This window comes from Affinundibacterium baiyunense (assembly GCF_018139645.1).
Lineage (GTDB): Bacteria > Pseudomonadota > Gammaproteobacteria > Burkholderiales > Burkholderiaceae_D > Undibacterium > Undibacterium baiyunense.
The window spans coordinates 148,529-172,258 of sequence record NZ_JAGSPM010000008.1; the positions used below are offsets into that span (position 1 = coordinate 148,529).

The 23,730-nt window shown below is 44.5% G+C and carries 19 protein-coding genes and 1 tRNA gene; 5 read left to right on the top strand and 15 right to left on the bottom strand.

Annotation, left to right across the window (positions count from 1 at the left end; genetic code table 11):
• Positions 1 to 23: 23 nt before the first annotated feature.
• Positions 24 to 2,267 carry a penicillin-binding protein 1A gene (locus tag KDM92_RS13870; protein WP_212685050.1) on the top strand — a complete coding sequence of 748 codons (2,244 nt, stop codon included), beginning with the start codon at positions 24 to 26 and terminating at the stop codon, positions 2,265 to 2,267.
• A gap of 268 nt (positions 2,268 to 2,535) precedes the next feature.
• On the opposite strand, the gene KDM92_RS13875 is transcribed toward KDM92_RS13870, so the two are convergent.
• The gene (locus tag KDM92_RS13875) at positions 2,536 to 3,138 is read right to left on the bottom strand and encodes a DUF2242 domain-containing protein (RefSeq protein ID WP_212685051.1); all 603 of its coding nucleotides are present in this window, start codon (positions 3,136 to 3,138) and stop codon (positions 2,536 to 2,538) included.
• 195 nt (positions 3,139 to 3,333) lie between these two features.
• Positions 3,334 to 4,398: a 3-deoxy-7-phosphoheptulonate synthase gene (locus tag KDM92_RS13880; protein WP_212685052.1), complete on the bottom strand. Its 1,065-nt coding sequence runs from the start codon at positions 4,396 to 4,398 to the stop codon at positions 3,334 to 3,336.
• Between the two features lie 261 nt (positions 4,399 to 4,659).
• On the opposite strand from KDM92_RS13880, the gene KDM92_RS13885 reads away from it, so the two are divergent.
• Complete coding sequence (locus KDM92_RS13885) at positions 4,660 to 5,175, top strand: hypothetical protein (RefSeq protein WP_212685053.1); 516 nt, start codon at positions 4,660 to 4,662, stop codon at positions 5,173 to 5,175.
• 141 nt (positions 5,176 to 5,316) lie between these two features.
• On the opposite strand, the gene KDM92_RS13890 is transcribed toward KDM92_RS13885, so the two are convergent.
• From KDM92_RS13890 to KDM92_RS18890, 5 genes are all read right to left on the bottom strand, one after another.
• Positions 5,317 to 5,610 (bottom strand): CocE/NonD family hydrolase, encoded by a 294-nt coding sequence (locus KDM92_RS13890; protein ID WP_212685106.1) that lies wholly within the window; start codon positions 5,608 to 5,610, stop codon positions 5,317 to 5,319.
• Between the two features lie 85 nt (positions 5,611 to 5,695).
• Positions 5,696 to 6,811 (bottom strand): S41 family peptidase, encoded by a 1,116-nt coding sequence (locus KDM92_RS13895; RefSeq protein ID WP_212685054.1) that lies wholly within the window; start codon positions 6,809 to 6,811, stop codon positions 5,696 to 5,698.
• Between the two features lie 127 nt (positions 6,812 to 6,938).
• Positions 6,939 to 7,379 carry a hypothetical protein gene (locus KDM92_RS13900; RefSeq protein WP_212685055.1) on the bottom strand — a complete coding sequence of 147 codons (441 nt, stop codon included), beginning with the start codon at positions 7,377 to 7,379 and terminating at the stop codon, positions 6,939 to 6,941.
• Positions 7,380 to 7,525: 146 nt separating this feature from the next.
• The gene (locus KDM92_RS13905; RefSeq protein ID WP_212685056.1) at positions 7,526 to 8,263 is read right to left on the bottom strand and encodes a response regulator; all 738 of its coding nucleotides are present in this window, start codon (positions 8,261 to 8,263) and stop codon (positions 7,526 to 7,528) included.
• Positions 8,264 to 8,334: 71 nt separating this feature from the next.
• Positions 8,335 to 10,056 carry an ATP-binding protein gene (locus tag KDM92_RS18890; protein WP_212685057.1) on the bottom strand — a complete coding sequence of 574 codons (1,722 nt, stop codon included), beginning with the start codon at positions 10,054 to 10,056 and terminating at the stop codon, positions 8,335 to 8,337.
• Between the two features lie 299 nt (positions 10,057 to 10,355).
• Here KDM92_RS18890 and KDM92_RS13915 point away from each other — a divergent pair, with 299 nt between their 5' ends.
• The gene (locus KDM92_RS13915) at positions 10,356 to 12,098 is read left to right on the top strand and encodes a cation:proton antiporter domain-containing protein (RefSeq protein ID WP_212685058.1); all 1,743 of its coding nucleotides are present in this window, start codon (positions 10,356 to 10,358) and stop codon (positions 12,096 to 12,098) included.
• Between the two features lie 32 nt (positions 12,099 to 12,130).
• Here KDM92_RS13915 and KDM92_RS13920 read toward each other — a convergent pair whose 3' ends face one another.
• The 8 genes from KDM92_RS13920 to KDM92_RS13955 form a co-directional block, all read right to left on the bottom strand.
• Positions 12,131 to 12,922, bottom strand: a complete 792-nt coding sequence (locus KDM92_RS13920; protein WP_329603162.1) for an oxygen-binding di-iron domain-containing protein — start codon at positions 12,920 to 12,922, stop codon at positions 12,131 to 12,133.
• Positions 12,923 to 13,155: 233 nt separating this feature from the next.
• Complete coding sequence (gene ggt, locus KDM92_RS13925) at positions 13,156 to 14,856, bottom strand: gamma-glutamyltransferase (protein WP_329603163.1); 1,701 nt, start codon at positions 14,854 to 14,856, stop codon at positions 13,156 to 13,158.
• Between the two features lie 354 nt (positions 14,857 to 15,210).
• A complete protein-coding gene (locus KDM92_RS13930) occupies positions 15,211 to 15,798 on the bottom strand; it encodes a 50S ribosomal protein L25/general stress protein Ctc (protein WP_189347423.1) in 588 nt (195 codons plus the stop codon).
• Between the two features lie 117 nt (positions 15,799 to 15,915).
• On the bottom strand, positions 15,916 to 16,872 hold the full coding sequence (locus KDM92_RS13935; protein ID WP_189347425.1) for a ribose-phosphate pyrophosphokinase: 957 nt from the start codon (positions 16,870 to 16,872) through the stop codon (positions 15,916 to 15,918).
• Positions 16,873 to 17,020: 148 nt separating this feature from the next.
• Positions 17,021 to 17,097: transfer RNA gene (locus KDM92_RS13940), tRNA-Gln, on the bottom strand.
• A gap of 101 nt (positions 17,098 to 17,198) precedes the next feature.
• Positions 17,199 to 18,071, bottom strand: a complete 873-nt coding sequence (ispE, locus tag KDM92_RS13945) for a 4-(cytidine 5'-diphospho)-2-C-methyl-D-erythritol kinase (protein ID WP_212685059.1) — start codon at positions 18,069 to 18,071, stop codon at positions 17,199 to 17,201.
• Between the two features lie 4 nt (positions 18,072 to 18,075).
• Positions 18,076 to 18,729 carry a lipoprotein insertase outer membrane protein LolB gene (gene lolB, locus KDM92_RS13950; RefSeq protein ID WP_212685060.1) on the bottom strand — a complete coding sequence of 218 codons (654 nt, stop codon included), beginning with the start codon at positions 18,727 to 18,729 and terminating at the stop codon, positions 18,076 to 18,078.
• Positions 18,730 to 18,902: 173 nt separating this feature from the next.
• Complete coding sequence (locus KDM92_RS13955; protein ID WP_212685061.1) at positions 18,903 to 20,732, bottom strand: tetratricopeptide repeat protein; 1,830 nt, start codon at positions 20,730 to 20,732, stop codon at positions 18,903 to 18,905.
• A gap of 151 nt (positions 20,733 to 20,883) precedes the next feature.
• Here KDM92_RS13955 and mutM point away from each other — a divergent pair, with 151 nt between their 5' ends.
• Positions 20,884 to 21,705 carry a bifunctional DNA-formamidopyrimidine glycosylase/DNA-(apurinic or apyrimidinic site) lyase gene (gene mutM, locus KDM92_RS13960; RefSeq protein WP_212685062.1) on the top strand — a complete coding sequence of 274 codons (822 nt, stop codon included), beginning with the start codon at positions 20,884 to 20,886 and terminating at the stop codon, positions 21,703 to 21,705.
• A gap of 83 nt (positions 21,706 to 21,788) precedes the next feature.
• Positions 21,789 to 23,714 (top strand): dynamin family protein, encoded by a 1,926-nt coding sequence (locus KDM92_RS13965; RefSeq protein ID WP_189347435.1) that lies wholly within the window; start codon positions 21,789 to 21,791, stop codon positions 23,712 to 23,714.
• The last annotated feature ends 16 nt before the right edge of the window (positions 23,715 to 23,730 follow it).

Sequence of the window (23,730 nt, forward strand, 5' to 3'; positions counted from 1 at the left end):
GCCAAGCTTCTTGGCCGCTTTCTATGAAATGGTTACTCGCCTTAGCCGCTGCCAGCGTAGTATTTATACTTGGTTTGCTCGCCTATATATTTCTGATCTTAGCGCCCGGTTTACCGGAATTAACCGCAGTAACCGATTACAAGCCGAAGATTCCGTTGCGCATTTATACAGCCGACAATAATTTGATTGGCGAATTTGGTGAAGAACACCGAGACTTTGTCGCAATCAAAGATATTCCTGAGAAAATGAAAAAAGCTGTGCTATCGATTGAAGATGCGCGTTTTTATGAACATAGTGGGGTCGATTATATTGGTGTAGCACGAGCAGTAGTGGCGAATGCTACTGGTGGTGTGAGGCAAGGTGCGTCAACTATTACGATGCAGGTCGCACGTAATTTCTTTTTGACTCCTGAACAATCTCTCTCTCGTAAATTACGTGAAGCAATGTTGGCGCGACGTATTGAGCAAGCTTTGTCAAAAGATCAGATCTTAGAGCTGTACATGAACCAGATTTATCTTGGTCAACGTACTCATGGTTTTTCTAGCGCAGCACGCACTTACTTTAATAAATCGCTCAAAGAATTGACGATTGCAGAAACCGCGATGTTAGCGGGTATTCCGCAAAATCCAGCACGGCATAATCCGGCGGTTAATTTTGAACGTGCTAAAAAGCGCCAGCTGCTAGTTTTAAAAAGTATGTTGAAGCACGCGGCTATTACGCAAGCGCAATATGACCAAGCCAGCAAAGAAACGTTGCGTGTGACCAAAGCCGCTCGATTTGAATCTCATGCGGCGCATGTGGCAGAAATGGTCAGACAACAAATTTATGCGCAATTTAAAGATGAGACTTACACGCTTGGCATTAAAGTTATTACGACGATAGATAGTGATGAGCAAGATGCTGCTTATGAATCTTTACGTCGTAATGTGTTAACTTACGATCAGCGTCATGGCTATCGTGGGCCTGAAGCCTTCATTGAATTACCGACTGAGGAAAATTTGCGAGATGAAGCGATTGATGAATTTTTGCAAAAATTTCCATCGAGTGAAGGGTTGATTTCTGCGGTCGTCACAGCGGTTACGCCTAAGTTGATTAAAGCAGATCTCGCCACAGGTGAATCGGTCGAGATTAGTGGTGAGGGCTTACGTTTGGCGGCTAGCGCACTGCAAGCAAAAGCAAATCGGGATTTAAAGATTCGTGTCGGCGCTTTGATTCGTGTCATGCAAGACCGCAAAGGAAAATGGTCCGTCACGCAAACACCAGAAGTTGAAGCTGCGTATGTGTCATTAAACGCGAATAACGGTGCTTATCGCGCGTTGGTCGGTGGCTTTGACTTTAAACGCAAACAATTCAATCGGGTTACGAGTGGCTGGCGTCAACCAGGTTCGGTGATTAAACCCTTTGTGTATTCAGCTGCATTAGAAAAAGGCTTCTCGCCAGAAACACTTATTAATGACGTACCTTTGTCAGAAACCAGCGATGAATTATTAACTTGGGATCCACGAAATGATGATGGTCAGTACGATGGCCCGATAGAAATGCAACAAGGTTTAGCACGTTCAAAGAATGTGGTGTCAGTCAGAATTCTACGCGCGATCGGTGCGGCGTATGCGAAAGAATTTCTCGGGAAATTCGGCTTCGATCCGAATAAACATCCATTAAATTTAACCATGGCTTTGGGAACTGGTAGCGTGACACCTTTGCAAATGGCGAGTGCGTACGCAGTGTTTGCCAACGGTGGCTACCAAGTAAAACCTTGGTTGATTCAAAAAGTCGTCGATGCAAAAGGCACGATCTTGTTTGAAGCGAAAGTAGATAATTTCCCAAGTGAAGATGCACGTGTATTGGATAGTCGAAACGCTTTTGTGGTTGATAGTATGTTGCGTGAGGTCGTGCGTTCAGGCACAGGTGCAGCCGCCTCGCAGAAGTTAGGGCGGCGTGATTTAGCTGGCAAGACTGGAACGACCAGCGATGCAATTGATGGTTGGTTTGCTGGTTATTCAGGCGACATTGTTGCCGTGTCGTGGATGGGTTTCGATGAACCTAAGTCCTTGGGCGGCAAAGAGTTTGGTTCTACCGTTGCTTTACCAATTTGGATAGATGCGATGCGACATGCCCTGAAAGGTCGACCGGAATTTATTCGCCAAGCACCTGAGAATCTCATTTTCTCAAATGGAAAATGGATGTACGTCGAGTATGAAAATGGAGCAGGTGTGAAAACGCTAGATGTCGAAGAGCCATTAGGGACGATCTCATCAGAACAATGAGAAGGTGTGACGAGGCACAAACGACAGTGCTAAGAAATTTTCAACAAAAATGTCCAAAATCAAATCAGGCAAAAAAAGAGCCCGCAAATCAATGCGGGCTAAATCCACACCCTTGGAGGAGTAGTCAGATGAGCCTTCATCATATACAGTCAATATGACGGGCTGATGACGTGGATTATTTTTTTCAATCAATCAATTAATTAAGCAATCAAGCAAGCAATCAACAGTATTGCAAATTTGCGCCATGCGATAATTTGATTCTCGCCAATCATGGCTGCTCTTGCTCTGTACTGGTAACTGGTGCTGTGGTCGTTGGCTTTTCGACTGCTTCATCGTCTGGTTTCACATCATCGAGGTAGCGTTCCACCAAATCAAAAAAGCGGCCATACAGCTTGGCATCAGAAATTGTTTCACTCGCCACTTTGACCATAGAGTCATTGCTGGCACCAAATGGTAGTGAGATCGAACCTATTCCACCGACACCAAGACTTGCACTATTAATGTTCTTCTTTAATGAATAACGATCACGCACAGCATTTGCAAAAATAGTGGTGCTGTTACTGCCCTTGCTGTTGGGGGCGCACACTACATTGAATTCAATTTCTACATGCGTCTCGTCGTCTGACTGAAATTTGCGACGACCTTTGACATTGTTGTCATTTGCACCGTTGATGATATAGCCTTGACTAAGCAAGGCTCGTCTTGACGCTTCGCAAGCCTGTTTCTCGCTACCTGGCACGGCATGGGTGAACATATCAGCGGTGCCAAATTCATCTTTGTGTAATACCGTTTTCTTAGGTGTGCTGCAGCCAACAAGGCTCAACAAGCATAGTACAGAACTAAGGATGACGAGATTTTTTTGATCAAACATAGAATAAGAAACGCGTAATGATTTTTGCTTCAACACTCATGCGGTGGGCTGAAATTGCCTTGGGCATAAATCGCAGTGGACTTAAATAATACGTATCAATTTTAGCACTAGGATTCTGCCTTGTTACGCGAATTATTTAAGTCAGCCTGCCGATACAATTGGTCGTTTGTATTGCGACTTATTGATACGATCTGCTTATGCCGATTGACGACTACGCAAGCGAATCGCCGCTTCCCGTATCATATTCTCGGTGCTCGCCCAATCGACGCAGGCATCTGTGACCGAGCAACCATAGATCAATTGTGATAAATCTTCGGGTATTTTTTGATTTCCCGCAACGATGTTTGATTCGATCATCACCCCGACTAAAGCTTGATTACCATTCACGACTTGATTGATCACATCGGCCATCACCAAGGGTTGCAATTCTGGCTTTTTATAGCTATTGGCGTGCGAGCAATCGACAATGATATTCGCTGCTAACTTGGCTTTCTTTAAGGCTTGCTCGGCCATAGCGACAGATACGGTGTCGTAATTAGGGCGACCATCGCCACCACGCAAAACGACATGTCCATATTGATTGCCACGGGTGCGCACTACGGCAACTTTGCCTTGTCCATTTAAACCTAAAAATGCATGTGGATGCGAGGCAGAAAGAATCGCATTGATCGCGATACTAATGTCGCCATCGGTACCGTTTTTAAAACCAACCGGAGTCGAAAGACCAGACGACATTTCTCTATGGGTTTGTGACTCGGTTGTCCGTGCGCCAATCGCAGTCCAACTAATTAAATCGCCCAAATATTGTGGAGAAATTGGATCGAGTGCTTCAGTGGCGGTTGGTAAGCCAAGTTCGCAAATATCTAATAAAAATTGACGCGCTTTTTCCATACCGAGATCGACTTTGAATGAATCATCCATCAAAGGATCGTTGATATAACCTTTCCAACCCGTGGTTGTTCTTGGTTTCTCAAAATACACGCGCATCACTAACAGCATCGTGTCTTTTACTTCTTCTTGTAAGGCTTTTAGTCGACGCGCATAGTCGAGGCCAGCGATAGGGTCATGAATCGAACAAGGCCCTACGACTACGATGAATCGTGGATCTTTGCGATCCAAAATATTTTTTAAGGCTTCGCGACCGGCATCGATAATTGCCGCTGCGTGTTCAGATAGAGGTAATTTGGCATGTAGTTCCTCTGGCGTCGGCATCGGTGCGAACGAGGTGACATTTATATTTTCTAAATCTTGGCTATTCATAATTGCGCTATCAAAGTAAGGTTAAAAGTTGGTATCTATTATAGGGTAGCGAAGGATTTTGGTTTGTGCTGAAAACAGCGATTTAGAAGCAGAAATCGCCTGAAATGTCTGAAGATGTTGGATAAAGTTGATCGACTCACATGAATTATCAGCATAGACCGGAATTAAGCCGTTTTCTCGCGCTTATTCTGTGGATGATGTGCTCTTGATATTTCTTACACTAAGCACTCTTAGTTTGTTAGATCAATCTTGAGGTGATTTATGATGTCGTCCACCGCACAGCAACATGGCAGATACAGCGAACCAAAACGTTTGCATGGCGTGCCAGGCAATGTGTATATTCTGCGCAATTCTGGTTTGAAAGAAGGTTTGCTACAAATTGGCTTGAGTCGTCGTTCTGGTTGGGCAAAGGCATTGGAATTAAATCGCGACAAAGCTAATATTATTCCGGGTAGCTTTGAATGTGTATTTGAAATTCGTGCGCAAGACGGCGGTGGCGCGCTTGAAGCAATCATGCTGGCCTTGCAAAATAAGCGTTGTGGTCGACGTGAACAGGATTTTTTCGAGATCGAATTACATCGAGCCGAAGCGATTATTACGCAATGCGTAAGAGAAGCTGATCTTAAGTTTCAGAACCGCTATCGCCACGAGTCTGCACTGCGCGAGTATTTAGAGAAAGAACAAGCGCAAAATGCACCTGAAGAAACGATCGAACCCATCGTCCAAGAGGGCATATTTAAGAAAGCATTTTCTTGGATGTCTAAGGCGATTAACTAATCTACTGACTTTAGTTATTGAGCTTAGTTGCGCTACCTAGGTATTCAGCAAAGTGACGTGATTTCGCATCAAGCAAGATCTTCTTCTACGCATCAAATTGGCTAAGTTATGAAGTATCTCCACGTCACTTTGCGTCAATAGCTACTGAGAATTTGGGTTGATGAAAATATTATTCTCCGTCGGTAAACCCATACTAGGTTTGCCAGCGACATAGGGCACAATGGTTTTGAGAGCAAGATGTAATTTCTTAGTCACCGCCCATTTCGTGAAACCATTGTAGCTGTCACCGCACATTCTGACCGCACTATTGCTCCAACTCTGTTTGCCAATCCAATCGATGACCGTATTAGCATTTCTGCCATCATATACGTAAGGAGTGATAAACTTCTTGCTAGCATTGGTACCTCTGATTGAGAAATGAGAAGAAAAAATAATTGCAGAGAGATAGTGAAGCGCAGAGCGAACAAATTGTCTGTCTAACTAGCGAATACCACCAATGTCGATCTGCGCATCAGACGCTTTATTTCGTACCGCTTTGTGTTTCCTTCAGCAGCCTGTCTAAGGCGCGTTGGATGTCGGCTTTCTTGCCTGGATGTTTTTCTTTCGCCAGTAGATGCTCCAACGCTTTGCGATGTGCGACCCCTAAAGCGTCATTGGCATTGCTTAGAATGTCAGGTTTTACACCCACTCCTTCCCAGTTGGTTTTCGTAATCGGATTGATCGAGCGACCAAACGGAATGCTCGCCATAAAATGTGGATGTAGCCGCTGTCCGTCTACCGGATGCGCACCGCCACCGGTGACTTCTCCAACTGTGATGCTGCGCTTTAGACTTTGTAAGGTATAGCTTAAATCTTCAGCTGCTGAAAAAGTGCGTTGACTAGTCAAGATATAGACTTCCTTATTTTTGTCATAGCGTGGTCCGGCGGTGTATGGCGTGCTCCAAATTTGCGTTGTTTTGTTTTCCGCACGGTTATAGATGTCGTTTAGATGTACCTCTGGATCTGTGAAGTGACTAGCAATGAGTGCGACTGTTTGTGGCGAACCTCCGCCGTTTTTTCGTAGATCAATAATCAATGCATCACTTGCATTTAATAAGGTCATCGCTGCACTAATTGCGTGTCCGACGATTTCGGTTGGACCAAAACCACGTAGATCGAAATAGCCAACATTGCCACCTAGTCGTTCAACTCGCTCAACGCCGTAATTCACCGCTTGCATAAACTGACGCTCCTCGGCGTCCAAGCGTTTTTTTTCTTCCGGGCTGGGTTCCCCATTCGCATCAACAGGTGGGATTTCATTCGCCTCGAAAAAGACATTCAAATGTTTATCCTTGGTTTGTTGCTGTAAATGTGTCGTCAGCGTTTTAGCGAATTCGCGCGCACTAGTGAATTTATCGTACTCTCCATTTTTTTGTCGTTGCTCTAACATCGTATTGACTTGATCCGCAACATCAGGAAATACATACTTTTTAGACATACTTTGCTTTAATTCTTGGAGCACGATTTCTTTATCTTTTGCCGAGATATTGAGATCTTTTTTGTCTTGCGGCGCTTGCGCCATTGCCTGGCCGACGAGTAAGCAGAAACTGCCAACGATGGTCAGCAGATATTGATTAGAGAATTGAAAAGTGAACATGGGCTTCCTTGAAAAGCGAATTGTTTTTATGTCTCTGCGAACTCTAGGTGCGAATCGGCAAAGACCTGTAGGTAGCGGCGAGTGAATGTTGAATCGTCGCTAAATGAGCGTTGAGGCACACTGCAATTTATTGACGAGCCTGGACACGATGGATGTCGAGAAGCATCTTGCCGTCGCGTTTAACACATTTGCCGCTGAACGTGATGGAATCACTTTGCTTGGCTTCAATCTTCGCGCCTTCAGCTTTATCTTTGCAGATGTAATGCAGTTCTTCTGGAATCTCTAATGCTGGTGGCAATGGTGCAGATGGCAGTGCTGGTGGCGAAGGTGGTGTTGGTGGCTCTAGGGTTGCGGGCACCGTGGGTGGCGCAGGAGGTGCTGGTGGCGGTGGAGGAGGGAGTAGTTTCAAGCATCGATTCTTGCCAGTAGTAGACTCGCATTGAATACTGATGACGGTGTTGGCAAGGCTTGTTTTCTTGACTTCTGTTTGCTTGATTTTTGATTCTGCAATACTTAAACCTGTTGCGCCTAATGCGGCGAATATAATGACAGCGGCTAAGATTCTCATGATTTCTCCTAGATTTGTATCCAACATTTTCATTTTGAAAGATGGTCGTGTTTTACTTGACCATTGCCGTCATCATGAATCGCAATTGTGGAGAAATAATGGTGAATCGTGGAGTTGTTGAATAAAATCCCGATCAAGGTCGCGGGTTAATTTATTTTGCTGTGATTGAATCCGTCAAAGCGATAGCCTAATCCATAGATTGCGTGAATTGGATTATCGTCTGCGCGTATCTGTGCGATTTTCTTGCGAATGTTTTTGATATGGCTATCGATCGCGCGATCAGTTACATCTAAGCTATCTTGCGCGACAAAATTCAGTAGTTGTGCGCGCGAGAAGACTTGCCCCGGATGTTGGATGAAGTGTTCGAGTAACAGAAATTCGCTGCGCGTTAGTTCTAACAATTGCTGATCTAAATAAATCTGATAAGCGGCATGATCTATACGAACTAGATCTGATTGCTCACTTTCTCTATTGATCGCTTGGTCGCTGTAGCGATTGTTCGGTACGGTGTTTGATACGCGCCGTAAAATAACTTTAATGCGTGCCATCAATTCTCTAGGACTAAATGGTTTGCAAAGATAGTCATCTGCACCAATTTCTAATCCAAGCAATCTATCGATTTCTTCTACCTTTGCAGTGACCATGATGATAGGAACTTGCGAGAAAGTTCTGACAGCACGACACAAACTAATACCGTCCAGGCCCGGCAACATGAGGTCAAGTACGATCAGATCAGGTCGTTTTTGCCGGACTTGCGCTAGCGCGACTTGTCCATCGCCAATGATCGTGCTTTGATAGCCTGATGCATGCGCGTAATCAGCAATTAAGGATGCTAAATCGGGTTCGTCTTCGACAATAAGAATTTCTGTTGGCGTATTGAGCATAGCGAATTGACTGGCAGAGTAAGTGATTAGTAGATGCAGAATTATTAGGTAATAAGGTATTCGGTGCTAACTTAGACACTTGCTGGGTAAAGAGAAAACCGGATTTGCACGTGCAAGCCACCAAGTTCGGAATGAGAAAAATCGATGCTTGCATGGTGGGCTTCCAAAATACGGCAGCATAAGGCGAGACCTAAACCAGACCCACCATGTTCACGATTGCGCGAACTATCTGGTCGATAAAAACGCTCACCTAATCGCGCCATCGCAAGTGACGGAACTTCTGGTGCGCTGTCTTCAATGTGGAGATATAAAAACTGTTGATCACTATTCCCGCGGATTCGAATGCATCCGCCCGCGTTGGTATAGCGTATTGAATTTTCCAGCAAATTATGCATAACTTGGCGCAAACGTTCTCTATCTCCGTGAATGGAATGTGCTTGTGGTTTGGCTTCTATCATAAAGCGTAAATGCGCGTGATGAATTCGATCTTGAAAGTTGCTACTTTCTTCTTCAATCAAGGCCCATAGATCCATTTTTTGCATTTGATATTGCAGCGTGCCGATGTCGGCGCTCGCCAATGTATAAAGTTCATCAACTAACTTGTTTAAGGATAAAACCTGACGCAACATCAATGCGATATTTTCAGTGTTGGCGGGACGAATGCCATCTTGTAGCGCTTCTAATTGCGCACGTAACACGGCAATTGGCGTTCTTAACTCATGCGAGGTATCGGCTACCCATTGCCGTCGGCTTTGTTCTGCTTGTGCTAACTTTTCTGCCAATTGATTAAAACTATTTGCCAGTTCACCTAATTCATCGCTACGGCGCACTGCGACACGGGTGTCGAACTTACCTTGTTCCAGCGCGCGTGCGCTTGCGGCAAGTTGATGTATGGGGCGCCGAAAATGTAACGCCAACAGCAATGCCGCTAAACCACTCAAACTGATGCTAATGACGACGATCGTGATGATCATGTCGGCTTGTTGCTGCAGGAAGTCTCGTGCCATATCATCGCTTGGCACTCGCGATTTTTGCACTGATAAATACCCGATCACTTCGCCTTGATGATAGAGCGGTCGCATCCCCTTTTGGCTTTGATCAAAATTTCTATCTAAAGGGCGACCGGCCAAGTAATTTTCTGCTTCGTCGAGCAAGCTAATGCGGCTGTTTAAACTTTGAAGTTGTTCCTCTGATGCAGACACGTCGACGATATCGGTTTTGGTGGATGCTTGATTTGTTGGCGCTTTAATCGGCGTGACAGGCGGAGGAGGTGGTAGGGGCGGTGGTGGTGGCAATGGAGGCAGCACTGGCGCTTGCGCTGCTACTGGAGCTGCTGGGTTTGCTGGAGAAACAGGTGAGACTGGCGCAGCGGGCTTGGCAGGGGGCGCAATATTGTTGCGTGTGTTCGGTTTAAGCTCGTTTCTAACTTTGCTCGTGCTGTCGTTTCGTGTTGATATGGTGGATGTGACCGTCGACTTTTGCTTTATTGCATCGACAGATTCTTTCCGTGATGGTGCCGAATTTTTAATTTGATACAAGCGAATTAGTTCTTGATTGATCCACGCCTTTTTTTGTTGAGGATCGTTCGGTAGAAATGACCAGCTTTCGTTGGTGGCATATTGATTTTGAATCGAATCACCAATTTCTTGCAGGCGATCGAGTTCAATTTTGAGCGCATAGTCAGCAAAACCACTACTGACTTTTTCGCGCATCATTAGTAAAGCGACGATAACGACCGTGGTGAGCGATAGGAGAACCGCAAAAAATAAGCGCCAACCAATAGAGAGTTTCACGTCCGGATTCTGAATAGAAAAGAAGGTAGTGTAGAACTTAGCTGTGTTTGCGCCAAGCGCTTTCTATGTGCTATTTTGTTTTTATGCCGAACTGAAAAAATTTTCTCTGATTCGTTTTTTCTCCATCATTTATCCATGATCTTGTGACGAAGCTGGAAATAGATTCGTGAAAATTGCGTTGCAGCAATATCTAGGTTGCTCATGCCTTTATAATCAGATCCTTTCGGATTGTTGATACGAGTTAAACCGTGCGCAAGTCGCGTTGAAAAAATAAGCTATAAAATTTTTCGGAGACATACATGGATCATCACGCTGGCCTACCGTTTTTGAGAGAGACGCTGCTCTTTCTAACGCTCGCTGGCATTCTCATTCCCTTGTTACAACGCTTCAAAATTAATCAGGTTTTGGGCTTTCTGACGATAGGTGTAGTGCTCGGCCCTTTTGGTGTCGCGCAGTTTGCTCAACAAATGCCTTGGTTGAGCGTCATCGCTTTTTCTGGTGACGCTGAAGTGCAATCTTTGGCTGAGTTAGGCGTAATGTTTTTGATGTTCTTGATCGGACTTGAATTGTCCGCTGAGCGCTTGTGGAGTTTACGTCGTTGGGTATTTTTGGGTGGTAGTGCGCAGCTTTTATTGACGGCGGTGATGATTGGTAGTCTTGCGTATTGGTTTGGTAATCGTCTTGAAATTGCTTTGCTATTGGGTTTGGTATTTTCACTTTCTTCGACGGCGATTGTGATGCAATTACTCACGCAACAGCGAGCGATGGCTAGCCCAATGGGGCAAGCGAGTTTTTCTATGTTGATGCTGCAGGATTTTGCAGTCGTGCCTTTACTGATTTTGGTGGATTTATTAGGTAAACAGACCACCGACAATTTGAGTATCGTCGTTGGTATGACTTTATTGAAGTCATTGGCGGCAGTGTTGTTTATTTTCTTGGTTGGGCGACGCGTCGTTGCACCGGTGTTTCGTTACTTCGCGCAGCAGCGACAGCCGGAAGTATTCATGGCACTCACTTTATTGGTGACTTTAGGCATTGCAGGCGCGACCGCCGCGGTGGGATTGTCCCTAGCTTTGGGCGCGTTCTTGGCAGGCTTATTGCTCGCAGAAACAGAATACCGACATGAGGTTGAAGTTACCATAGAACCTTTTAAAGGCTTGCTGATGGGCTTGTTCTTTATGTCGGTTGGTATGGGAATTAATCTTGCTGCATTTGCGCAAAATTATGTGTGGATTTTGGCCTCCGTACTTGGTTTGGTTCTGATCAAGGCGAGCGTCGTTGCGCTAATTATGCGTAAGGGTGGATTAAGCTGGGGCAAGTCGATTGAAGGTGGATTTTTATTAAGTCAGGGCGGTGAATTTGCTTTTGTGATTATTGGCGTGGCAGCGACGACGAGCATTTTGTCGCGAGACATTGCGCAGTTTATGTTGTTGGTGGTCAGTATTAGTTTACTGATGACGCCCTTCTTTGCGAGGGCGGGTCATGTTCTTGGGCAGTTTGTGGAACAAAAATTTTGCTCGCAGCAATCGCAGGAACAAGCGAGTTTGCCTGAAGAGTTGAGTAGCCATGTGGTAATTGCCGGTTTTGGACGGGTTGGCCAATTGCTCGCCGATATTTTGCAGAAGCAAGGTGTGGCTTATGTCGCAGTAGAACATGATGCCCATGTAGTTGCTAACTTGCGCAAGCAGGGGCGCAAGGTATTTTACGGTAATGCAGCACGGCCAGAATTATTACGCAAAATGCATATGCAGCATGCGGCTGCATTATTGGTCACGATGGATCAACCCGCTGCGGCGATGCATGCAGTATTAGCGGCGCGTAGTGAGTATCCCAAGTTGCCGATTTATGTGCGTTCTCGTGATGAAATTCATGCATTGGAACTACGCACGGCAGGCGCTACTGCGGTGGTACCAGAAACCTTAGAGGCTGGTTTACAACTTTCCTTTTTTGCCCTGAATGCCTTATCTATTCCAGAAGGTGAGATTAATCATATTCTGGATCAAGAACGTGAATTGCGAGTTTCCAATCAAGCTAAGCTCTAGACTAGTCGTATGCTTAGATCGCTAGTCCCGATTTATCGACCGGCAATAGGACGAAAGCGATAATGTTCTTGTGAAAATAAATCGATACCGCATTGAAGGTTTTCTATCCAGTCTAAAAATGCGGGAATCGCTTCTCCAGTAAGGTAGCGACCATGTTGCGGAACTAGCATCGCAACATCCATTTGTCTGACCATGTTGACCCAAAAGCGGCACACTTTATTCGACACCATATACCGCTTATGAAAGCCGCTCATGGTGTGCAACTGTTCGTAGAATTCTGCTTTGGTTGTGATCGGCATTGCGATAGTTTTTGCCTCGACTAGCGAGGCGCCCATATCACCAGAAAATAAGATTTTTGAAGTGCTGTCATAAAACTGGAAATTACCTTCAGCGTGCAAGAAGTGCGCTGGAACGGCATACAGTGTCGAGCCTAACATGGGGACAGGCATCCCTTCATCGGGAATGCCGATAATTCGACCATCCGCGCGATTTAAGTTACAAAAGTGGGGGACAAAGCGTGCCCACAGTTGTGATACATAGAGATGGCATTCTGTACTGTAGAGCCATTTATCTAAGGCACCGATAATGTCGGGGTCTTGGTGTGAGGCGAATAAAAATTCGAGATTCTTCTTCGGCAAATACTTTTGCATTGCCAAGGTAAGCGCGTTGTAGGTGATATTGCCAGACGGGTCGATTAAGGCACCTTGCCCATGCGAGACGATCAGAAATTGGTTTGCCTGTACCGCATCTTCGGCCGAGCCTGTGACCAGATCATTGAACATGATGCAACTATGTTTGCCATTATTAAATAGTTCAATTGCCACGAGGACTCCTATTATCGATTTCTAAAAACTTATTTTAGATCAAGCAATAAAGGAAAATTTGATATGGATTAAGTTTGTGCTGCGAATGCACAGAAAAGCTGATTAAAAACAGACAGTTAGTGACCTTATGACAAAGATTAATTGGGTAGGAAGTGGGATAAGACTGTAGTGCAAGTACGCGCTAGCGTACTTGCACTGGTCGGTGATCATCTTAAGGCTTCGAGCTTGATATTTTAATAGGCTAAGGCGCGCCCATCAGGATTGCGTGGGTCGGCAAAAGCTTCCAAACCATCCGCAGTGATTTTAATCGTCTGAGTGCGTCCCATCGAACGTCCGATCGAAAACTTGTGGCCTTTCTGTTTCAAAATTTCCAGGGTGTCCGCATTAAAGCCTCGTTCCATCCGAATTACGTCAGGTTCCCATTGGTGGTGCAGGCGTGGCGCAATGCTGGCTTCGGCTGGATTTAATTGATGATCGATGACATTTAGAATAATCTGCAAGGTGGTAGTGATGATGCGACTACCACCAGGGCTACCCGTCACCAAGAAAGGCTTGCCATCTTTCAACACCATGGTCGGTGTCATCGAGCTTAATGGGCGTTTTTTTGAGGCGACTGAATTTGCCTCACCACCAACTAAACCAAAGGCGTTCGGTACGCCTGCTTTGACTGAGAAATCATCCATTTCGTTGTTGAGAGTGATCCCTGTGCCAGTGGCGACGATACCGCTACCAAACAATAAATTGAGTGTGTAGGTGGTGGCGACAACATTGCCGTATTTGTCAGCAACTGAGTAATGCGTAGTTTGGTCGCTTTCATATGGCAATGGTTTGCCTGGTTTGATTTGTGTTGATGGTGTGGCGCGATCTGGGTTGATATGTTGGACTAATTCATCCGCATATTTTTTTGAAGTCAGACCGCTCATAGGTACTTTGACAAAATCCGGATCACCTAAGTACTCAGCGCGATCTGCATAAGCTAATTTCATTACTTCCGTTAAGGTGTGGATATTCTGCGCGCTATTTAAGCCTTGTTTGCCAATCGGGAAGTGTTCAAGCATATTCAACATTTGTATCACGTGTACGCCACCAGAACTCGGAGGCGGCATTGAAACCACCTGATAACCACGGTAATTCCCAGTAACGGGTAGGCGTTCTACTGCCTGATAATTTTTCATATCTTCGGCACTAATCATGCCACCGTGCTTCTTCATTTCAGCAACAATCTTTTGCGCAATGCTGCCTTCATAAAATGCTTTTGGCCCTTGCTGTGCGATCAAACGCAGTGAATTTGATAAATCTTTTTGTACTAATTTTTCGCCGGCACGGAGAGGGCGATCACCTTTAAAAAAGATCGCGCGGCTAGATTCCCATTTGCCTAACTGATTGCGACTTGCTTCTAATAATTGTGCTAGATGCGGTGTCACTTCAAAGCCTTGCTCTGCGAGTTTGATTGACGGTGCGATTAAGTCTTTTAAGGACATTGTGCCGTATTTGCGCAATGCAAGATCAAGCCCAGCAACAGTTCCGGGAACGCCGACTGCGAGGTGGGAAGAAGTCGAGTTACCCGGAATAATTTTGCCACTCGCATCGAGGAACATATCGCGATGGGCTAAGGCGGGTGCTAATTCACGAAAATCTAAGGCGATATTTTTCCCACTTTTGGCATCGTGTATCAGCATAAAACCGCCGCCACCGATATTTCCTGCATGCGGCAGCACTACTGCCAGCGCAAAGCCTACTGCAACGGCAGCATCCACCGCATTGCCACCACGTTTTAAGACATCTAAACCGACTTGGCTCGCTAATCCTTGTTCACTAGAGACGATGCCATTTTTTGCGCGCACTGGGCTGAGAATGTCGTAGCTAGTGTCATATTGAATTTGTGCACCAGTGCTTTGTACGCTGGTACTTTGCGCATAGCTTGTTTGGATGATGCCGACTTGTGAGACGGTGAATAAGCTGGTAATGACAGCGATCGAAGCGAGGCGAAACTTTTTGATTGAAGACACAAGGAAATTCCTTTAGCGTGGACTGCGGTCACAATCTAATTTCAATTGTGAGCGATGATTTGATGAAAGCTTGATTGTCGCTAAGTCGGGCAGATATGTCGAGAATTGCTTACTGAAATTGTCGCACGTGGATAAAAAAGACGATGTTAATAAGCGATTTTTAGAAATCACTTATTTAAAAATAATTCGAAAAATTAAACTAGGGTCGGAAAAAACTTGCTGCATAAAAAAAGCCACCTGCGAGGGTGGCTTTTCAATTTAAAAGAAAAAACTTTTAAATTATTTTGCTTCAGCGTCTGCAGAAGTTGCGCCAGCTGGTTTAACAGCGATAGCAACAGTTGCATCGTCACCGTGCACTACAGCAGAAACGCCTTTTGGCAATTTCAATGCAGATACGTGTACAGATTGACCTGCTTCCAATTTGGACAAGTCAACTTCGATGAATTCTGGCAAATCTGCTGGCAAGCATTCTACGTCCAATTCAACCGCAACGTGACTGATCACAGCAGAAGACAATTTAACAGCAGGAGAAACTTCTGCGTTAATGAAATGCAGAGGTACTTTTACATGGATCTTTTTGTTTGGATCAACACGTTGGAAGTCAGCGTGCAATACCAATTGTTTAAACGCGTGCATTTGGAAATCGCGCAACAATACTTTTTCTACTTTACCATCTACATCCATGTCGAGAATGGAAGAGTGGAATACTTCTTTTTTCAATGCATGGAACAAAGCATTGTGATCCAAAGAGATATTCACTGCTGGCTCTGTACCACCGTAGATGATGCCAGGTGTTTGACCAGCATTACGCAGGCGGCGGCTCGCTCCGGTGCCCTGTTCTTTACGTGCAAATGCGACTACTTTCATTTTAATACTCCAAAATAAGCAATGTCTTTTCAATTAACATTGCGTTGACTTTCCCGCGACCAGGAAAGTGAAAAAGCTGCTAAGTACCGAAATACTTAACAGCCGAAAAATCGATCTTTATTCAGAGAACAAAGAAATAACTGATTCGCCTTTCGTGATGCGGCGGAAAGTCTCCGCTAACAAACTATCACAAGATAACTGACGAATTTTTGTACAAGCTTGTGCGGCTGCTGACAATGGGATAGTGTCAGTGACCACTAATTCATCCAACGGCGAATTGTTGATGCGATCAATTGCAGGGCCAGATAAAACTGGATGCGTACAATACGCCAATACTTTTTTCGCGCCGCGTTCTTTCAATACTTCGGCTGCTTTGGTTAAAGTGCCTGCCGTGTCAACCATGTCATCCATAATGACGCAGTTACGACCTTCAACTTCACCGATGATATTCATCACTTCAGAGACATTCGCCTTTGGACGACGTTTATCGATAATCGCCAAATCGCAACCTAAACGTTTTGCCAATGCACGCGCACGAACAACGCCACCAACGTCAGGAGAAACGACTAATAAGTCATCGTAATTCTTGGCAACCAAATCACCTAACAAGATCGGTGATGCATAAATATTATCGACTGGAATATCAAAGAAACCTTGGATTTGATCTGCGTGTAAATCCATAATCAATACGCGACCAACACCTGCCTCTTCCAACATATTCGCTACTACTTTGGCAGAAATCGCAACACGCGCAGAGCGAGGACGGCGATCTTGACGTGCATAACCAAAGTAAGGAATTGCTGCAGTGATACGACCAGCTGAGGCGCGCTTCAAAGCGTCTACCATCAACATGATTTCCATCAAATTATCATTCGTTGGCGCACATGTTGATTGCAACACAAAAACATCTTTACCGCGGACGTTTTCGTTGATTTCGACCATCACTTCGCCATCAGAAAACTTGGAAACGTCTGCTTTACCAAGGCGAATACCGAGTTGCTTTGCAACACCCGCAGCTAAAGCAGGATTGGCATTACCAGTAAAGACCATCATGTTGTCGAGAGCGTGTGCCATGAGATCACCTAAGGGAATTAAAAAGCCATGCAAGACAGAAAATGCATCATCACGCTTAGAATTCTTGTTGTAATGATTACTGAAAAAACTGCCGTTAAAAACCGAAAAGCCGCCGCATCATTTTGTATGCGGCGGCTTGGGAATTAAATGGCAGGGGAAAAAGGATTCGAACCTTTGCATGCCGGAATCAAAATCCGGTGCCTTAACCAGCTTGGCGATTCCCCTACACAACCGTTTATCAATTGCTTAGTTCATTTTGATATTCAGCGAAGCCGCTATTTTATCTTGAAATCTGCAATCAACCAAATTTTTTATTATGCGTGCTATCAATTTATTTTTGAATTGATAGGATGATGTTGTAATGCTTTAGCAATCCACGATGTCCATTGATTCGGTACTTGTTGCAATACTTTTTTTGCTGCGTCTTCACTTGGAAACGCGCAAAAAACACAAGAACCAGAACCAGTCATCTTGGCATCACCCTGATTTATTTCAAATTGTTTTAGCCAGTTTATGACTGCTGCAATTTCTGGGTGTAAAGCACAAGCAACAGCTTGCATATCGTTTTTCCATTCAACATTCGCTGCACTGGAAAAGTCCGCTATTCTGACGGGCTTCGTGTTTCTTGTCAACTCTTTGGATGAAAAAATTGTCGGTGTTGGTACGTGCACACCCGGCTCTATCACTACGAACCACTGTTCGGGCGTTGATACTGCTTGGATTTGTTCACCGATACCTTCAACAAAGGCATTTTCACCAAAAATGAAGAACGGAACGTCTGCGCCCAGTTGCAAGCCCAGTTCCATCAAAGATTCTTTGCTCAGATTGCATTGCCATAACTTATTTAGTGCAAGTAAAGTGGTGGCAGCATCAGACGAACCACCGCCTACACCGCCACCCATAGGCAGGCATTTATGTAAGTAGATATCTGCACCTTGTTGAATATTGCAGTGTTGTTGTAATAGTTTGGCTGCGCGAACCACCAGATCATTTTCTTCCGGTACACCGTGAACCTGATTTAATCGATGGATTTGACGATCTGCTCGGACGTAAAAATCAAGGCTGTCACAGCGATCAATTAACTGAAAGACGCTTTGTAAAAGATGATAGCCATCGGCACGACGACCGACTATGTGTAAGAACAGGTTTAATTTAGCTGGTGCTGGACACGCGAGTAGTTGAGACAAATTGGTCGTCATGATCTTATTGTGCCGACGGTTCTATGATGATCTTAATTTTCACTTCACCCAGTTCTTCCGTGTATCGTTGTAAATCGATGCGCTTGGGACGGATAGTGCCAGCATCTTCTTGCCAACTGATAAATTGTAACTGCCATCCTTGGCTCTGCACCTGAAAGTAATCTTGCACGGGCACAGCAGCAAATTTTCCATTTGCTTGAATATCAAAGCCTTGTAGCCAGCCTTTTAATCCCGTTACGGGTATCGTCCAACCCAAATTTTCAGCTAACAACTGCTCAATATCTGGCGCGCTGCGTGGTTCTTGTTTGGCTTGTGTTAGCACGGCACCTTGTGCATTTTGTTGTACGGTAGCGATGGTTTGACCCAAAGGTGAACTCAGGGTGATAGTGAGTTCCTGCGGCGCTTGTTGCCACTCAAAGCTGGTACTAATTGTTTCTGTTTGTTCGCGTTGCTGGTATTGAATCGAAATACGTCCAGTCAATTGCACTTGTTCTTGCATAGTTCTCGGCTGGCTATGCTGTGCGTTAGAAAACTTTGGTGATGTACTGCAAGCACTTAGTAAGCTACCAAATAAGCTAGCGTAGCACGCGATTAGAAAAAATCTCGTGTAAGTTGAATATGTGGCGAGGGCAGATAACGGTGACTCGTTTTTTAACATGGAAAATAATCGTAATCTAAAAAATGCGAAATAAAACTGAGAAACAAACTGCGAGATAAAACTGAGAAACAAAGTTGCAAAGGAAACGCGAGTTTATGCTGCATTAACAATTTCAGCATCAAGGCATTTTAGTCGCAATGAAAAGTATGAAGTAAAGTTCAGCAATATTCGCCTTAAGGTAAATTTAATTCGAGTCTCTCCAGCGTACTCTTTAGTAGTGCATTGCTGGGATCTTTTTTACGTGCTGCTGTAAATAGTTGTAGCGCTTCCTCTTTCTTACTTTGTACCCATAAAATCTCTGCTAGGTGCACCGACACATCGGCATCTTGCCGCATGCCCAAAGATAAGCGAATGTACTTTTCCGCATCAGTAAATTGTTTTAAACGATATTTGACCCAACCCAAGCTATCTAAAATGTAAGGATCATTCGGGCTTAATTGATTGGCAGCTTCGATTAAAGCTAAGGCTTCGTCTAATTGTACATTCCTATCGGCATAGGAATAGCCAAGCGCGTTATAGGCGAGGGCATTATTTGGCGCAATTTGAATTAACTGCTTCAGCGCCATCTCCATTTCTGGGTAATGCTTCATTGATTCCGCCAGCATTGCAAAGTCGTATAGTAATTCGGCACTGCGCGGGAATTCGCTGAGTGCCATTTGTAATAAGACAAAAGCCTCGGTACTTTGTCCTGCATCACGCATGATTTGCGCTTCTGTTTGAAGTAATAAAACTTGTTCCTTATCTTGTCTTGCAGTGATCGTTTGTAAAAATTGACGTGCTTGCAGAAATTTCTGCTCACTTGCCATCAGTAAGGCGCGACGCATTTGAATGGTGAACCATGCTGGGTTTTTGCCATCATCGGATTCAATTTTACTTAACCAAGTATCGGCGCTTTGTTTGTCATTGCGTTGTAATGCAATTTGTGCCAGTCCAATGTATGCCGTGCTATTGTCTTCGTTCTTTCCAAACGCACCTAAGAGTTGTTTGAAATAAGATTCAGCGGTATCAAGTTGTCCCGTTTCCATTTCGATGGTGGCCAAGGTGTGTAGCGTTTGAGCCTTACTTAATGTCGTTTTATTGGGATCTTCTAAAAAGCTCAAGAACTCAGCCTTCGCTAAGGCGAACTGTTTGCTATCCATCAGCATAGTGGCGTAGGCTAGGCGTACTTCTTTGGCGTTGGGATAACGTTTGAGAAAATCGGCAACTAACTCGAATGCATCTGCTTTATCAGAAGCATTTGCTAGGGTTAGTATCGCCAGTTCTGAACTAGGTTCTAAGGCTAAGGCTGCTTTAGCTTCTTGTTGTGCGCGCTCGATATTGTCAGCGCGATAGGCTGCGCGTGAGATTGCAACATGTCGGTCAATGCTATTCGGTTCCGATGCGAGTATTTTTTCTAAGCTAACTAAGGCAGCTTGTTTGTTGTTAGTGCGATTTAAACTGCGTTGCGCTTGATGGATTAGATTGGTTTTTTCTTCTGCGTTACTTTTCTTCAGAAGCTCGCCAAAAAAATTCTCCATCGCCAAATAATCATTTTTGATCTCTAACAAGCTTAGATAGTATTGATCGGCTTCTTGTGAGTTTGGTGCCAGCTCGCGCCACAGGCGTATTGCCGCCATTGATTCATTGATTTGACGTGCGGACATCGCGATTTCGGCAGCGCGTTTTGCTAATCGCGGATCGCTGGTTTGTTGGGCTAATCCCATGATGGTGACGAACGGACCTTGCCATTCGCCACGTTGCAATGCGATATCAGATGCTGTCAATTTGAACAAAACATCTTTTGATAGTCCGGATTCCGATGGTTTCTGTTCGGCTTGCTTTGACTTTTTCGGAGATATAGCTGGCGTGTTATTTTTATTTTTCGTGCTGACAGGCTTTGAATAAGGAATTTTTTCTTTACTACTATGCGCTTCGTTGGATTGTGCGTTGGCAATTTGATTTACAGTCAGGATCACACAAAATGAAGAGAGCAAGTGATGAATGCAAGAGTTGGTTATTTTCATTCGAGTCTGGATAAATGAGAGAATTGCTGAAGCTAGGTACAATAGCCCGTTGAGTGAAGCTTGATGCAAATGATTTTACGCTGAAATGTAACGCGATTTGTGTCAACTTGTATATGCCCTGTAACGCTAAGTTTGCCGATGAGAGAGTTTTATGCCGGAATTACCAGAGGTTGAAGTCACGCGATTAGGCGTAAATCCCCATGTCGAAGGAAAGACGGTAACAGAATTAATATTGCGACGCGATGGTTTGCGTTGGCCATTTCCTGCCAATTTGCGAGAATTGATTTTGCATCAAACCATCTTATCAACTGGCCGGCGCGGAAAATATCTCCTTTTACATTTCCATCACGGTAGTCTGCTCATCCATCTTGGGATGTCAGGTAATCTGCGCATTATGCCTTCCACAACGCCGCCGCAAAAACACGATCATGTCGATATTTTGCTAGGCGAGCAAATGATGCGTTTAACCGATCCGCGTCGTTTTGGTGCGGTGCTTTGGCATGACCATGCAGATGGCGCGTTAGAAGAACATCTTTTGTTGCGTCATCTCGGAGTTGAACCTTTAAGCGACCAATTTAGTCCCGAATTGCTCTTTAAACAGACACGGCAGCGCAATGCAGCCATTAAACAAGTCTTGTTGGCGGGTGATGTGGTGGTTGGTGTTGGTAATATTTATGCATCAGAAAGCTTGTTTCGAGCGCGCATTCATCCTAAAACCGCAGCGAATCGCATTAGCTTAAAGCGTTATCAAGCTTTGGCGATTGCGATTCGAGAAATTCTGGCGCAAGCGATTAGTCGCGGTGGTAGCAGCTTAAAAGATTTTGTTGGTGCAGACGGAAAAACCGGGTATTTTCAACAGTCTTATTTTGTTTATGATCGTGCGGGTGAGCCTTGTCGTGTTTGTCAAGGGACAATTAGACACATTACACAAGGTCAACGTAGCAGCTTTTATTGTGTAAATTGTCAAAAATGAGCCAGAATGTCGTATTGTTGAGTTTCTTAAAGAAAACAAAGTCGCAACTCGACCTGCGGTAAAAGAATAAATTTGAGGATGCTATGAGTAATTTGGTTCAGAATTTTGAAGAATACAGTGGCTGGCGCACAGGCGTTGCCCAAGCGATTGAGCAATATCGTGCTTGGATCGCTGATTCTGATTTTGCTGACAATATTCTTGACCAGCGGATTTTGCGTTTAAAAGAACGCCTAGTCGATGATAAATTAACCATTGCTTTCGTCGCCGAATTTTCTCGTGGTAAATCAGAGCTAATTAATGCGATTTTCTTTGCCGAATATGGTCAACGCATTTTGCCGTCTTCAGCCGGTCGTACCACCATGTGTCCGACAGAATTGCTATATGACGAGAGTATGCCGCCTTGTATTCGTTTATTGCCGATCGAAACTCGTAGCGAAACTTTAAGTACGACAGAATACAAAGGTCATCAACACGTGTGGACTGTGTTGCCGCTCGATACCAAATCGGGTGATGGCATGTTAGAAGCATTTAAACAAGTTAGTCTAACTAAAAAAGTCAGTAAAGAAGTCGCCAAATCATATGGTTTGTATGACGAAAATGATCCCGATGCTGCTTTAGAAGTGGATGAAAATGGTTTAGTCGAGATTTCGCAGTGGCGTCATGCGATTGTGAATTTCCCACATCCTTTGTTGAAGCAAGGTTTGATCATTGTCGATACGCCAGGTTTAAACGCCATTGGTACTGAGCCTGAATTGACCTTGAACTTGATTCCGAATGCGCACGCCGTTTTGTTTATTTTGGCAGCAGATACTGGCGTGACCAAGAGCGATATTGAAGTGTGGCGCGATCATATCGGTAGCGGTGCAGGTCGTATGGTGGTCTTGAATAAAATCGATAGTATGTGGGACGAATTACGCACCCCAGAAGAAATCGAAGCGCAGATTCAACATCAGATTGCATCTGTCTCCCATACCTTGAGCTTGGAAGAGAAACAAGTATTTCCTATCTCGGCACAAAAAGGCTTGGTCGCAAAAATCAATAAAGATGCGCCACTATTAGCAAAGAGTCGATTGCCAAAACTGGAATATGCGCTATCAAAAGAATTGATTCCGTCTAAAAAGAATATCATTCGCGCCCAATTGGCGAGCGATATACAAGAAATTACGGATGGCCAATACGCGGTAATTAATGCACGTGGTCGTGGTGTTAGTGAACAATTGCACGAACTCAAAAGTTTGCGTGGCAAGAATCAAAATGTGATTGAACACATGATGAAACGCGTGACTTTAGAGAAACAAGAATTCGATGCTAGTTTGATGAAGATGCAAGGAACGCGCGCCGTCTTCACACGACTATCGACCGAAGTGTACACAAGCTTGGGTATGGAAATTCTGAAAGAAGAAATTAAAACCGCCAGAGAGGATATGGAATCGAGTAAGTTTTCTTTGGGTTTAAAAGAGGCGATTAAAAATTTCTTCACGCAGATTAAGTTAAATCTGGAGGCATCGAATCGCAAGACCGATGAAATTTCAGAGATGATGGCGATTATGTATCGTAAGTTTTCAACAGAGCATGGTTTGGCGCTCACTGCACCTATGCCATTCTCATTGGACAAATATGTGCAAGAAATTAATGCGATTGAGTCCGTGTTTCAACGGCAATTTAGCACCATTACCTTAATGACGACTTCGCAAAAAGTATTGATGCAAAAGTTTTTTGATTCTATCTCTGCACGCGTGAAACAAAGTTTTTCACAAGCCAATCGTGATGTTGAAGCTTGGCAAAAAGTGGTGATGGCACCGATCGAGGCGCAAATTCGTGAGCATAAAAATCAACTAAAAAACCGTATGCAATCGATACAACGTATTCATGTTGCGACCGATAGTTTGGAAGAAAAAATTACCAGTTTTGAAGCGATGATGAGCGAAGTCGAAACACAGAAAAAAACGCTAGAGACTTTGCGCAGTAATATTCAAAAAGCCTTGTCGTCAGAATTAAGCGCGGTGTAATCGAAAGTATTTGAGA

Bases quoted from the DNA above. Each gene is read 5' to 3' on its own strand.
- KDM92_RS13875 (WP_212685051.1), bottom strand. From the start codon at position 3,138: ATGTTTGATCAAAAAAATCTCGTCATCCTTAGTTCTGTACTATGCTTG.
- KDM92_RS13895 (WP_212685054.1), bottom strand. From the start codon at position 6,811: ATGTTCACTTTTCAATTCTCTAATCAATATCTGCTGACCATCGTTGGC.
- KDM92_RS13935 (WP_189347425.1), bottom strand. From the start codon at position 16,872: ATGGCACACGCTCTCGACAACATGATGGTCTTTACTGGTAATGCCAAT.
- KDM92_RS13870 (WP_212685050.1), top strand. From the start codon at position 24: ATGAAATGGTTACTCGCCTTAGCCGCTGCCAGCGTAGTATTTATACTT.
- KDM92_RS13915 (WP_212685058.1), top strand. From the start codon at position 10,356: ATGGATCATCACGCTGGCCTACCGTTTTTGAGAGAGACGCTGCTCTTT.
- lolB (WP_212685060.1), bottom strand. From the start codon at position 18,729: ATGTTAAAAAACGAGTCACCGTTATCTGCCCTCGCCACATATTCAACT.
- KDM92_RS13905 (WP_212685056.1), bottom strand. From the start codon at position 8,263: ATGCTCAATACGCCAACAGAAATTCTTATTGTCGAAGACGAACCCGAT.
- KDM92_RS13965 (WP_189347435.1), top strand. From the start codon at position 21,789: ATGAGTAATTTGGTTCAGAATTTTGAAGAATACAGTGGCTGGCGCACA.
- KDM92_RS13900 (WP_212685055.1), bottom strand. From the start codon at position 7,379: ATGAGAATCTTAGCCGCTGTCATTATATTCGCCGCATTAGGCGCAACA.
- ispE (WP_212685059.1), bottom strand. From the start codon at position 18,071: ATGACGACCAATTTGTCTCAACTACTCGCGTGTCCAGCACCAGCTAAA.
- mutM (WP_212685062.1), top strand. From the start codon at position 20,884: ATGCCGGAATTACCAGAGGTTGAAGTCACGCGATTAGGCGTAAATCCC.
- KDM92_RS13885 (WP_212685053.1), top strand. From the start codon at position 4,660: ATGATGTCGTCCACCGCACAGCAACATGGCAGATACAGCGAACCAAAA.
- KDM92_RS13930 (WP_189347423.1), bottom strand. From the start codon at position 15,798: ATGAAAGTAGTCGCATTTGCACGTAAAGAACAGGGCACCGGAGCGAGC.
- KDM92_RS13880 (WP_212685052.1), bottom strand. From the start codon at position 4,398: ATGAATAGCCAAGATTTAGAAAATATAAATGTCACCTCGTTCGCACCG.
- KDM92_RS13955 (WP_212685061.1), bottom strand. From the start codon at position 20,732: ATGAAAATAACCAACTCTTGCATTCATCACTTGCTCTCTTCATTTTGT.